Source organism: Cellvibrio sp. UBA7671 (assembly GCA_002483145.1).
GTDB lineage: Bacteria > Pseudomonadota > Gammaproteobacteria > Pseudomonadales > Cellvibrionaceae > Cellvibrio > Cellvibrio fibrivorans.
In genome coordinates, this window is record DLHJ01000010.1 from 16,589 (window position 1) to 29,524 (window position 12,936).

Annotated in this window: 11 protein-coding genes; 8 read left to right on the plus strand and 3 right to left on the minus strand. The window is 47.3% G+C overall.

Annotated features, from left to right (window positions below):
* Positions 1–52: 52 nt before the first annotated feature.
* From B4E62_RS08160 to B4E62_RS08170, 3 genes are read left to right on the plus strand one after another with little or no spacing between them, the layout of a single operon-like run.
* Positions 53–1,207: a 1-acyl-sn-glycerol-3-phosphate acyltransferase gene (locus B4E62_RS08160; protein ID WP_331351727.1), complete on the plus strand. Its 1,155-nt coding sequence runs from the start codon at positions 53–55 to the stop codon at positions 1,205–1,207.
* The gene (gene dinG / locus B4E62_RS08165) at positions 1,197–3,350 is read left to right on the plus strand and encodes an ATP-dependent DNA helicase DinG (protein ID WP_310072505.1); all 2,154 of its coding nucleotides are present in this window, start codon (positions 1,197–1,199) and stop codon (positions 3,348–3,350) included. Before B4E62_RS08160 ends, dinG begins: the two co-directional genes overlap by 11 nt.
* Positions 3,351–3,354: 4 nt before the next feature.
* Positions 3,355–3,693 carry a YqcC family protein gene (locus B4E62_RS08170; protein WP_310072506.1) on the plus strand — a complete coding sequence of 113 codons (339 nt, stop codon included), beginning with the start codon at positions 3,355–3,357 and terminating at the stop codon, positions 3,691–3,693.
* A 77-nt stretch (positions 3,694–3,770) separates the two neighbouring features.
* Here the strand turns inward: B4E62_RS08170 and gcvP are convergent, their stop codons facing one another.
* A complete protein-coding gene (gene gcvP, locus B4E62_RS08175; RefSeq protein ID WP_331351728.1) occupies positions 3,771–6,680 on the minus strand; it encodes an aminomethyl-transferring glycine dehydrogenase in 2,910 nt (969 codons plus the stop codon).
* A gap of 340 nt (positions 6,681–7,020) precedes the next feature.
* Between gcvP and B4E62_RS08180 the strand changes: the two genes are divergently transcribed.
* Positions 7,021–8,652 (plus strand): ExeA family protein, encoded by a 1,632-nt coding sequence (locus tag B4E62_RS08180; RefSeq protein WP_331351729.1) that lies wholly within the window; start codon positions 7,021–7,023, stop codon positions 8,650–8,652.
* Positions 8,653–8,656: 4 nt separating this feature from the next.
* Positions 8,657–9,484, plus strand: coding sequence for a general secretion pathway protein GspB (locus B4E62_RS08185; RefSeq protein WP_331351730.1), 828 nt, complete (start codon positions 8,657–8,659; stop codon positions 9,482–9,484).
* An 89-nt stretch (positions 9,485–9,573) separates the two neighbouring features.
* On the opposite strand, the gene bfr is transcribed toward B4E62_RS08185, so the two are convergent.
* Both bfr and B4E62_RS08195 read right to left on the minus strand, forming a co-directional pair.
* Positions 9,574–10,050, minus strand: a complete 477-nt coding sequence (gene bfr / locus B4E62_RS08190; protein ID WP_331351731.1) for a bacterioferritin — start codon at positions 10,048–10,050, stop codon at positions 9,574–9,576.
* 154 nt (positions 10,051–10,204) lie between these two features.
* Positions 10,205–10,414, minus strand: a complete 210-nt coding sequence (locus tag B4E62_RS08195) for a bacterioferritin-associated ferredoxin (RefSeq protein ID WP_331351732.1) — start codon at positions 10,412–10,414, stop codon at positions 10,205–10,207.
* A gap of 373 nt (positions 10,415–10,787) precedes the next feature.
* Between B4E62_RS08195 and B4E62_RS08200 the strand changes: the two genes are divergently transcribed.
* The 3 genes from B4E62_RS08200 to B4E62_RS08210 all read left to right on the plus strand — a co-directional run.
* Entirely contained in the window at positions 10,788–11,390 is a 603-nt protein-coding gene (locus B4E62_RS08200) for a peroxiredoxin C (RefSeq protein WP_331351733.1), read from the plus strand.
* A gap of 78 nt (positions 11,391–11,468) precedes the next feature.
* Positions 11,469–12,155: a uracil-DNA glycosylase gene (gene ung, locus B4E62_RS08205; RefSeq protein ID WP_310072520.1), complete on the plus strand. Its 687-nt coding sequence runs from the start codon at positions 11,469–11,471 to the stop codon at positions 12,153–12,155.
* Positions 12,156–12,534: 379 nt separating this feature from the next.
* On the plus strand, positions 12,535–12,936 hold a 402-nt coding region (locus B4E62_RS08210; protein ID WP_331351734.1), incomplete at its 3' end, for a TonB-dependent receptor plug domain-containing protein.

Consider the following 12,936-nt stretch of genomic DNA (forward strand, 5'->3'; position numbering starts at 1 on the left):
TTTGTGCCAGACTTAACGTCTATGTTTGACCTTCGAGTGATGACCTCCCGCTATGAATGAATTTGATGATATCCGTCCTTACCGCGACGATGAAGTCCGTCCAACAATCGATCGCATGCTGGCTGATCCGGAATTAACCGATGCGGTAACTCGCCTTAAGTTTCCGGGGCTCCATGGCTGGTTGGGATGGCTACTAAAACCGCTGGTGCGCATGAAACTTGCGCAACAATTGGCGGGCATCAATGATGTCAAAGGTTTTCAAGGTGTGGTTGAAAAATACATGGCGGGCATGATCAATACCCGCGTCAAATCGCTCACCGTTTCCGGTTTGGAAAAACTCGACAAACACACGTCCTATTTATTTATTAGCAATCATCGCGATATCGCTATGGACCCTGCATTTGTGAATTGGGTTTTATATCACAACGATTGCAATACTCTGCGCATTGCGATTGGCGACAATTTGCTGACCAAACCGTTTGTGTCAGATTTGATGCGCTTGAACAAAAGTTTTATCGTCAATCGCTCCGCTAAAGCACCGCGTGAAAAATTAAAAGCGGCTAAATATTTGTCGAGCTACATCTACCATTCGATTTGCAATGAGCACTCCAGCATCTGGATTGCACAGCGTGAAGGCCGCGCCAAAGACGGTTGCGACAAAACCAATTCTGCAGTGTTGGGCATGATTGCGCTTAACAAACCGAAAACCGAAGAGCTGGCTGATTACATTAGAAAATTGCGCATAGTCCCGGTCTCTATATCCTATGAGCTGGACCCCTGTGATGCCGCCAAGGCGCGCGAACTTTATTTGCAGCGCACCGAAGGCAGTTACCAAAAAGAAGAGCACGAAGATGTCAAAAGTATTGCAATGGGCATTGCCGGCAATAAAGGCAATGTGCATTTAGCCTTTGGTGATGTGCTCGATGGCAATTACGCGGATGCCGATGAATTGGTAGCTGCGCTGGATCATCAGATCCTCGGCAACTATGTACTGCATGCGACTAATTGTATTGCGTATGAGATGCTTCATGGAAAAGTCCCTGCCGTAAATTACGGTGCAAACAATATTCCCTATGATCCTGCGCAAGTTATTACAGAAAAAATGGAATTTGATGTACGTATGAAAGCCATTCCTGGAGATCAGCGAAATATCGCATTGGCAATTTATGCCAACTCTGTGGTGAGTAAAATCGCTAATGCTGACTGATGCGCTCAAAAAACAAATTCAAGGTGCTTATAGCCAGTTTTTGGAAAACAAGGGCTTAAAATCCCGCTACGGCCAAAAATTGATGATTGCCGAAATTGCCAAAACCCTTGGCAGTATCGAATTGGATGACGAAAATCACCGTGAAATTGTTGAGGGTGCGGGCGGCCTGCGTACTGGCGGGCATATCTGTGTTGTAGAAGCGGGGACGGGCACAGGTAAAACCATCGCCTATTTGTTGCCCGCTATTGTCATGGCGAAAGCCTTGGGAAAAAAACTGGTCGTCTCTACGGCAACTGTTGCACTACAAGAGCAAATTGTTAATAAAGATTTACCCGAATTGCATCGCAATAGCGGCTTGTCATTTTCGTTTACGCTGGCCAAAGGCCGCGGACGCTATCTGTGTTTGAGTAAACTTGACAATGTTATTGCTGAATATGAAAGCGGTATTAATCCCACGCGTGCGCTTTATGAGGACGAATTTCCGAGCGTATCAGCACAGGGCATTAAACTGTATCAGTCGATGATGGATGCGTTGGCAGGCAATAAATGGACAGGTGAACGCGACACCTGGCCGCAAGCGCTGGAACAAAACGAATGGCAGATTATTACCACTGATCATCGCCAGTGCACGGGGCGCCGCTGTTCAAATGTATCGGCGTGCAGTTTTTTTAAAGCGCGCGATTCTATGCATTCCGTCGATTGTATTGTCACCAATCACGATTTGGTGCTTGCCGATTTGGCGCTCGGTGGCGGTGCGATTTTGCCCGCACCGGAAGATACCATTTATGTCTTCGATGAAGGTCACCATCTTCCACAAAAAGCACTCAATCACTTTGCGCACCACAGCCGCATGATCTCTACCAGCAAGTGGTTGGATCAGTGCAACAAATCCCTCGGTGCTATGCTCGGTGTTATCAGTGGTGCTGGTAATGTGGATCGCTACGGTGAGCAACTACCTGCCGCATTGATCGATTGCAAGCAGCGTCTCGACCAGCTTTATCCAGTATTTGAACAGCTCGCGCAGTCTATCGCGTTTGATGATCGCCAATCCCATTATCGTTTTAACAATGGTGTCGTACCCCAGGATTTATTAATTCCCTGTGTAGAGTTATACAAAGGCTTTGATCGCTTGAGCGAGCTGCTCAAAAAAATGTGCGACGAATTAAATGAGGCAATGGAAGATGCGCATTGCCCTGTGCCCAAAATTGATTTGGAAAATCACTATCCGATACTTGGTGCCTGGCAGGCGCGTGCTGATGCCAATCGCGATTTATGGGCAAGTTTCGCCACGCCAGATACACCTTCATCTGTTCCTAAGGCTCGCTGGCTAACACCGGTGGATAGCAGCGGCAATATGGATCTGGAAGTCTGCTCCAGCCCCATTCTCGCGGCAAAAACGCTCGAATACAGTTTGTGGGAAAAAGCATGCGGTGTGGTAATTACCTCGGCAACCTTAACGGCTCTGGGAAATTTTTATCGTTTCCAGATGCGCGCTGGCACCCCTAATGATGCAAATTATAAAGTAGTACCCAGCCCATTTAATTTTCAGCAGGCAACGCTGGAAATTCCTGCGGCGACTGTTGAAGCCACCAATGCTGACGTGCATACCTTGGCGATTATCGACGACCTGCCGAATTTAATTGATCCGAATGCGGGCACGCTGGTGCTATTTTCATCGCGCAAACAAATGCTCGATGTATTTGAAGATATGCCGGAAGAATTGCGCGAAATTATTTTATTGCAGGGCGATAATTCCAAGCAGGAAATGTTGGTGCAACACAAGAAGCGGATTGATGACGGGCAGGGCAGTGTGTTGTTTGGTTTGGCAAGCTTTGCGGAGGGTGTGGATTTGCCCGGCAAATATTGCACGCACGTGATTATTGCCAAATTGCCATTTGCCGTGCCGGATGACCCGATTGAAGCGGCGCTATCGGAATGGATTGAGGCGCGTGGCGGCAATGCCTTTATGGAAATTACGGTGCCCGACGCGTCGCTGAAATTAATCCAAGCCTGTGGCCGTTTGCTGCGCACTGAAACCGATACGGGGAAAATCAGTTTGCTGGATCGCCGGATTATTACCAAGCGTTACGGCAAGGCGATATTAAATTCGCTGCCGCCGTTTACCCATATCATCCATAAATAACAATATGAACAATATCCACATCGCCATTGCTGAAGTCTTAATTGATATCGAAAAAGAGCTGCGTGAATTGCAGCTCTGGGATGATGAAATGATTTCTGACGAAGCCTTGATGAGCGAGCAACCCTTTGCGATAGACACCATGACCTTTCCACAGTGGTTGCAGTTTATTTTTCTGCCGCGAATGTATTTTATAATCGAACAGCGACTGCAATTGCCGGTAAATTGCGGCATAGCCCCAATGGCTGAGCAGTATTTTTCTGTGCTCAGCCTGCCTTCATTGCCGTTAATTGCGCATTTGAAAAAAATGGATACGTTATTAAGCGTGAGCTGGCAAAGTAAATAAAAGGGCGCTGTAAATAAGAAGGCTGCTATAAAAAAGGGCGCAATAAATCGCGCCCTTACACCTTACATTCACAAAAACTACTCAATGTAACTTGCAATACTCGGGCATGAGCACACCAAATTCCGGTCCCCATACACATTATCGATACGGTTTACCGTTGGCCATACCTTGTGGTTTTTCAACCAAGGCGCTGGGCGACCTGCCACTTCGCGCGAGTAAGCGCGTGTCCAATTTTCTTCCAGTACATCATCTTGTGTGTGCGGTGCATTATGCAATGCGCTGGCTTCTGCGGCAATTTCACCGTTGATCACTTGCTCGATTTCGTTGCGGATTATCAGCATGGCTTCAATGAATTTATCCAATTCGATTTTGGATTCAGATTCAGTTGGCTCGATCATCAATGTGCCCGCGACGGGAAATGACATTGTCGGTGCGTGGAAGCCGAAATCCATTAAACGTTTGGCGATATCTTCTTCGCTGATGCCACTGGCTTCTTTTAATGGACGCAAATCCAATAAGCATTCGTGCGCAACGAAACCGTTGGTGCCTTTGTACAAAATCGGATAAGCAGCTTCCAATTTTTTCGCTACATAGTTTGCATTGAGCATCGCGAATTCAGTGGCCTGGCGCATACCAACCGCGCCCATCATTTTGATGTACATCCAACTGATAGGCAGAATACTGGCAGAGCCCCAAGGTGCGGCAGAGATAGTACCGTTGCTGACATCAGTGCCTGGAACCGCTTGTACCGGGTGCGCGGCAAGGAAGGGTTCCAAATGTTTGCCAACGCCAATTGGCCCCATGCCTGGGCCGCCACCGCCGTGTGGGATACAGAAAGTTTTATGCAAATTCAAATGCGATACGTCGCCGCCGAATTTTCCTGGCGCAGCAACGCCTACAAGTGCGTTCATGTTGGCACCGTCGATATATACCTGGCCGCCGATAGCATGGATCATATCGCAGAGTTGCGTGATGCCTTCTTCAAACACGCCGTGCGTAGATGGGTAGGTCACCATGATGCAGGCAATTTGATTATTGTAAGTGGCGATTTTCTCAGCGAGGTCCGCAAGATCGACATTGCCTTTGTTATCGCAGGCGACCACTACTACTTTGTAACTTACCATTTGCGCTGATGCGGGATTGGTACCGTGCGCTGATGCGGGGATCAAGCAAATATCGCGTTGGGTTTCGCCTTTGCTTTCAAAATATTTTTTGATCGCCACGAGGCCTGCGTATTCGCCTTGTGAACCGGCGTTGGGTTGCAGGCTGATAGCATCGTAGCCGGTACAGGCTTTGAGCATTTCTTGCAGTTCTTCAAATAATGCTTTGTAACCTTCGGCTTGATCGATGGGTGCGAACGGATGCAGTTTGCCAAATTCTGGCCAGGTGACGGGAATCATCTCAGCAGTTGCATTTAATTTCATGGTGCAAGAGCCGAGTGGAATCATCGCGTTATTGAGCGCGATATCTCTTGATTCCAGACGCTTTAAATAGCGCAGCATTTCAGTTTCGCTGTGATAGGTGTTGAATATCGGATGCGACAATACCGCATCGCTGCGCAACAAATCAGCTGGGATTGCGTTGTTGGCGGTGATATTTTTTCCTGCGAGCACTTGTTCGTCGAATGACGTCAGTTCAATTCCGGTTACGCCAAACACAGCGAGTAAAGCTTCCACGTCAGCAGCAGAAGTCGTTTCATTCAGGCTGATACCCAAGGAATCGCTGCCCACCAAACGTAAATTAATTTCTGCATTTAATGCGGCTTGATAAATCGCTTTTTGATTGTCGCCAACATTGACAGTAATAGTGTCGAAGAACTGGTTGTTGGTAATGCCGAAACCTTTGGCTTTTAATGCCGCAGCGGCAATCGCGGTTAAACGATGGATGCGGTTAGCGATACGTTTCAATCCGTCGGGGCCGTGGTAAATCGCGTAGAACACGCTCATTACTGCGAGCAATACTTGTGAGGTACAAATATTGGAATTGGCCTTTTCGCGGCGGATGTGTTGCTCGCGGGTTTGCATCGCCATACGCAGTGCTTGTTTACCGCGTGTATCAATAGATACACCAATAATGCGACCGGGAGCGGAGCGCTTGTAAGCGTCACGGAAAGCGAAGAAACCGGCGTGTGGACCGCCAAAGCCCATAGGTACACCGAAGCGTTGGCTGGTGCCGACGACGACGTCAGCACCCATGACGCCGGGTGATTTGAGCAGCATTAGTGCCATCAAATCCGATGCCACCGTCACCAATGCATTGTTGTTGTGAGCGGTTTCAATCAATGCGGTTAAATCGCGCACCTGACCGCTGGAGCCGGGGTAGGAGAGAAGGGCACCGAAGTAGTCGCCATTGGCCAGTTCATCTGCCTTGGCAACAAATACTTCAAAGCCAAAATGTTCGGCGCGGGTTTTAACTACAGCGATGGTTTGTGGGTGGGTGTCGGCATCCACAAAAAACACGTCCGAGCGGCTTTTTTTGTTTTGGCGTTTGCACATCGCCATGGCTTCGGCGGCGGCGGTACCTTCGTCCAAAACCGAGGCGTTGGCCATTTCCATGCCGGTCAGGTCGATGATCATTTGCTGATAATTAAGCAATGCCTCTAAACGACCTTGGGCAATTTCTGGCTGGTAGGGGGTGTAAGCGGTATACCAACCGGGGTTTTCCAGGACGTTGCGCAGCACGACCAGCGGCACGTGTGTATCGTGATAGCCCATGCCGATGTAATTTTTGAAGATCTTGTTTTTGCTGGCGATAGCCTTCAATTGCGCTAAGGCATCAGCTTCGCTGACGGCATTGCCCAGATTCAGTTCGTTTTTCAGGCGGATATTGTCCGGTACGGTTTTGTCGATCAGGTCCTTGACTGAGCGGACGCCCAGGGTTGCCAGCATAGCGGCAGTTTGTTGGGCGTCCGGGCCGATATGACGATTTACAAACTCATCCTGATTGGCCAATAAGGACAGGGAAGCTGAACGAAAATCAACTGACATAGAAACTCTCTGTGTAAGGAAATCAAACAATAAAGAAGGGAGAGGGATGAGGCTGGAGGGTGCCTGCTTAAAAAGGCGGCAATGGTATCAATTTGGTGCTTTTCGGGCAATCGAGCAGTGACCTAATCGCGGTTTGGGGGGCTGTTTTTGTTTCTGCTGTCCACTTTCAAAGGGTTTTAAGGGAACAAGAAGGTAACAGCCGAATCTTAGGCCTGCTATGATTCAGCTCCGCTCTAATGCGCACTCATAATAACTTTGTATTTATAGGCCTATGTATCACGATTTTTTCGGGCTCAAAGAACCCGCCTTTTCCATCGCCGTGAACCCGCGCTACCTCTTTATGAGTGACCAGCATCGGGAGGCCTTGGCGCATCTTTTATATGGTATCCAGAACGGTGGTTTTGTGATGCTCACAGGCGAGGTAGGTACGGGTAAGACGACCATCATCCGCTGCTTGTTGGAGCAATTGCCACCCAATACCGATATGGCGATCATCCTTAACCCCATGGGCAGCGCGCCCGAGTTGCTCTCGACAATTTGTGATGAGTTGGGTGTAGGTTACATCGCTGATGAATTGACGGTAAAAAACCTGACCGATGCACTCAACCAATTCCTATTGGACAACCATCGCAAAGGGCGCAAAACGGTTTTGCTAATTGATGAAGCACAATTATTAAAAGTGCCAGTGCTGGAGCAAATCCGGTTGCTGACCAATCTTGAAACGACCACTGAAAAATTATTGCAGATTATGTTGGTTGGCCAGCCAGAGTTAAAAAGATTATTGGCGCGCCCGGCGCTGCGGCAATTATCCCAGCGGATCACCGCACGTTTCCATCTTGAGGCCTTGAGCCTGCCCGAAACCAAAGCCTATATTGCCCACAGGTTAAAAATTGCGGGGCTGCCTGATCATCAGCGGCCATTTAGTGATGCGATGGTCAAAAGAATTCACGCATTTAGCGGAGGTGTTCCGCGTTTGATTAATGTGATCAGCGAGCGATTATTGTTGGGAGCCTATGCGCAAAATCATCACCACATTGATAAGCAGATTTTTGCAGCAGCGGTGAAAGAAGTTGCAGGTACTACAACGCTGGAAGAAGAAAAACTGGCGACTACACGCACCTCATGGCATGCGCTATTTGTGGTGGTGGTGATCGGTATTATGGTGGCGGTTTGGTTTCTGGTGCCGGACGAGGCGCCCTTGCCAGTTGCACCTGCGGTGGCGCAGACAGCGAGCAGTGTAGCCTCGTCTGCGGTTGCTCAATCAAGTGCAGCGCGGGAGTTGGCTTCCGGTTCACTGAGTGAATTGCGCAGCCAGCCAAAATCATCGCCAATACCCGCAGTAGTTGCTATGGCGACCCGGGATTTAGTTGCAGCGCAATTGGCATTGTTTAGCCATGTGGGAATTGCTGCAGGTGATAAAAAAAATCCGTGTCTAGTCGTGACTGATGCGGGATATGTGTGCGAAAAAATCCACATTACTTCTTGGGATGAATTGAAAGATATTAATCGCCCTGGATTGATAACGCTCGCGACTCCGGATAAAAAATGGGTCTACGCCCTGATGGTTGGTTTGAGTGAAAACCATGCACTGCTGATGGCAAATGGAGTGCAAAAAATTGTGCCATGGAGTGAAGTTGCCAATGTGTGGAATGGTGACCTGTTGTATGTTTGGTCGCGGCCAAAGGGTTTTGAAAATAGTTTGCAGATGGGTGATAAAAGCGATCTGGTGACATGGGTTGCTGAGCAGTTTGCCAAACTCGATCAACAACCTGCACCGCTGACGCGCCAATTTTTTACCGAGCGGTTACAAAAGCGTGTAGAACTTTTTCAATCGACACACAATATTCTTCCTGACGGTGTTATCAATGCGCAGACCTTGCGCCGGTTAAACGAAGTGTTGGGGTTGGACAAACCTCTTGTAGAATTGGATGAGCAAAAATTACTTGCTCCGATAAAGACGGAAGGGCTGTAGTGGTATGTCATTAATATTAGATGCCCTGAATCGCGCAGAGCACGAGCGTAAAAATCAAAACGCAGTGCCGGATCTCAATACCCTTCATCGCCCGCAGGAGTTAAATACTGCCCCAAATACGCATCGAACCTTGTGGTGGGCAATAGGTGTGGTTCTAGCGTTAATGGCGATTATTATTACGCTGGTTGTACTGCTGCGCCAGGAGTCGGTAGTACAATTAGCGGCAACAAATTCTGCTCCTGCGCAACAATCCCCTGCGGTCGTATCCCCCAATCCTGTTGTTGTTCAAGCAGCACCGTCTGGTGAACCAGCTACTGCATTTTCCGCAACTGCAATTCCTGTTGTAGAAACGACCCCTGAAGTTGCCACTCCGAATGCAGATGTTAATCAACTCTATGCTGCAAAAGATACCGAGCTCGCTGCGGCAACTGATGCAGGTGTCAATGAACTTTATGCAGCGGAAGCGGCCACGACGGCTGCCTCGGAAACGATTGTCGATCCTTTTAATCCTACAGGTGATGCTGCCGTTGCAACTGCTTCAATTCAGGAGCAGGCACCGCCACGCACTTTTGATAGCATCAAAAATATTCCTGATTTTAACGCGTTGCCTTGGAATATGCGGCAGCAGATTCCCACGATTTCTTACGCGCGGCATAACTATCTTGCCAACGGTGTTAGCAGCGTAGTGATCAATAATCAGACTTCGGGGGTGGGCAATATTATTGGTACGGGGCAGTTTATTGTGCAGGAGATTTTTGTAGATGGTGTGATTCTAAAACACGGTAATGCAGTGTTTAAATTGCGCGCGCTCAATGGTTGGATCAATATGTAATTTTGCCTGCTGGTGCAATGAAAAAGTCATATTAAATTATGGGTAAAAAAAGGAGCACACAGCTCCTTTTTTTCTTGATACAAAATTATTTACGATGAGGAAGCCATTTTAGTTTGCAAGTAATTTTGGATACCGACCTTATCGATCAACGATAGTTGCGTCTCCAGCCAATCCACATGCTCCTCTTCGGATTCAAGAATACTTTTCAGTAAATCGCGACTGACAAAATCGCGTACACTTTCACAGACTATAATGCCGTCGCGTAAATCGGGAATCGCTTTCATTTCAAGTTTTAAATCGGACTTGAGCATTTCCAGTGTATCTTCCCCGATATGTAATTTACCCAGGTCTTGTAAGTTGGGGAGGCCCTCCAGAAACAAGATGCGCTCAACTAAGGCATCGGCATGTTTCATTTCATCAATTGATTCATGGTACTCATGGTCGGCTAGTTCTTTGAAGCCCCAATCTTTGTACATGCGCGAGTGCAGGAAATATTGGTTAATGGCAACCAGTTCATTCCCCAGAACTTTGTTTAATACGGCTATGACTTTCGGATCGCCTTTCATAGAGTTCTCCTTAATGATGCGATAAAAACAAGAGGAGAGTCTGGTCGCCGAAGGCGGCTATGTCAAGCGTAAGAGCTTGCTAAGTATTTGATGGGGAAGGAAAATATACTAAAAATGGTAATGATTTAGATTCTGTTTAATTTCATGCAACGGTTTAGGCAACCGCATAAAACTGCGGCAAGCCATTAATAATTGGGGTGTCGTTTAATGCTTCATCGAGTATTTCGCGTGTCATTACCGAACATTTACCGCATTGGCTGGCAACGCCTAAGGTTTTACGTAATTGTCCAAGCGAGCTTGCGCCATCATCTATAGCCGCTTTTATTTGACGATCAGTAATACCTTTGCAAATACAGACGTACATAGAGCTTTCCCGGATTGTTACTTTGGATGCGATCAAATCACCTACAAATAAACTCTAATGCTAATGAGAATTTGTGTCAATAAATTATGGGAAATTATCTCGTTTGACAGGAGTTTAGATTCGCACTTATAACTCAGTCATTGGTTGATGAATAATGCGCCAGCAATTTCGTCATAGCCTCAGTTTTGGCGGCGCCATATACAAAATCAATATGACACCCTTCGATCCCTGTGTATGATAGCGACGCACTATCGATAAATATCAGCCGATCAATAACTGGCCATAAATTATTCATACAATTTGAATAAACTCATGGCCGCTAACGCGGGTATTTATTCCACCAGTTAACCTATCAATCATCAGGAGTATCGTTATGGGCGTATTAGTAGGTAAAAAAGCACCGGATTTCACCGCATCGGCTGTATTGGCTAACGGTGAAATTGTGGACGGTTACAATTTTGCAACAGCGACCAAAGGTAAAAAAGCAGTCGTGTTCTTTTATCCATTGGATTTCACGTTTGTGTGTCCATCAGAGCTGTTGGCATTTGATCACCGTGTAGAAGAATTCAAAAAGCGCAATGTGGAAGTGATTGGTGTTTCTATCGATTCACAATTCACCCACAATGCATGGCGTAACACTCCAGTTAATGAAGGCGGCATTGGCCCGGTTCGTTACACTTTGGTTGCTGACATCACCCACTCAATTGCAAAAGCTTACGATGTGGAGTCAGCTGATGGTGTTGCTTTCCGTGGTACTTTCATTATCGATGAAGCCGGTGTGGTGCGCTCACAAATAGTTAACGACCTACCCATCGGCCGTAATATCGATGATACCATCCGCACTGTTGACGCCTTGATTTTCCACGAGCAACACGGTGAAGTTTGCCCAGCAGGTTGGAAAGAAGGTGATGCGGGTATGGATGCATCTCCAGCGGGAGTTGCCAAATACCTGGCTGAGCATGCTGCAAAACTCTAAGTTTTACTTTCTATTGTAATTCTTGTAAAAAGCCCAGCTCTTTAGCTGGGCTTTTTATTTATTAACGGTGGAACATTAATGGCGGCACGTGACAAGAAAATTGATCTTCATCCGAGTTGGCTTGTGCATCTTGCCGGTGAGTTTGATCAGCCGTACATGCAGCAGCTAAAGCAGTTCTTATTGCAGCAAAAGCAATCGGGAAAAGTAATATATCCCGAATCTAAAAATATCTTTAACGCGTTTAACTCCACACCACTAGATCAGGTCAAGGTTGTGATTTTGGGGCAAGATCCCTACCACGGCCCAGGTCAGGCCCATGGATTATGTTTTTCAGTGCAACCGGGCATCCAGCCACCGCCATCACTGCAGAACATGTTCAAAGAGCTGCGCCGTGATCTGGGGTTTACTATTCCTAAGCATGGTTGTCTTCAGGCTTGGGCTAATCAGGGAGTTTTATTGCTTAATGCGACTTTAACGGTAGAGCAGGCAAGGGCAGGCTCCCATCAAGGGCAAGGCTGGGAAACCTTCACTGATAAAGCCATTCAGTTGGTCAATGACCAGTGCCAGGGTGTCGTTTTTCTCCTGTGGGGCAGTTATGCGCAGAAGAAAGCTACCTTTATTGATGATCATAAGCATTTAGTGCTCAGGGCTCCGCATCCTTCACCTCTTTCTGCGCATCGTGGGTTTATTGGATGTGGCCACTTCTCTGTTACTAACCAATACCTGCAGCGTAACAACAAGGTGCCGGTAGATTGGCAGCTCTAGCGTATATCTATGATTTTTGTGTCTTTTTGACTATAAGATCGCAGTGACTTCCCTCTCATAAATTTATATGCCAAACCTCTTGCAAGTATTTGACAGCGCTGTCACATAGTAGTAGTTTTGTGCGCAACTCGGGCGAAGCATTTGCGGCTTCATCTGCCAAAGAGTCTTTTTTACACTGTTTATATGTAAAAAAATGGCCAATAACTTTTATATTTGAAAATACGTTCTAGAGTTAAGCCCAGAAAAAGATAATTAGAACGCTAAAGAATTCGCCTTCATTCTGAAAGCGAAAATGTTTGAACCTAGGCCTGCCCAGGCAGCGGTTCAAACATGTGTGTACCGGAAAACATAATTCCTGTCGATAATAAAGGAGAGCTCCATGTACAAAACAACAAGCTTTAAGAAAAAAGTGCTGACTACCGCAATTGCCTCTGCAGTTGTGGCAGGTGGCTTTAGTGGTTTGGCTTATGCGCAAGGTGATGTGGTTGAAGAAGTAACTGTTACCGGTATTCGCGCGTCGTTAGAGCGCTCAATGGATACCAAACGCAATTCCGCCGGTGTTGTTGATGCCATCAGCTCGGAAGACATCGGTAAATTCCCTGACACCAACCTTGCTGAATCTCTGCAGCGTATCACTGGTGTATCCATCAGCCGTTCAAACGGTGAAGGTTCGCAAATAACCGTGCGTGGCTTTGGCGCAGACAACAATATGGTGACCCTGAATGGCCGTACTATGCCAGCGGCATCAACCAGCAATGGTGGTGGTGGTGATTCCAGGGCG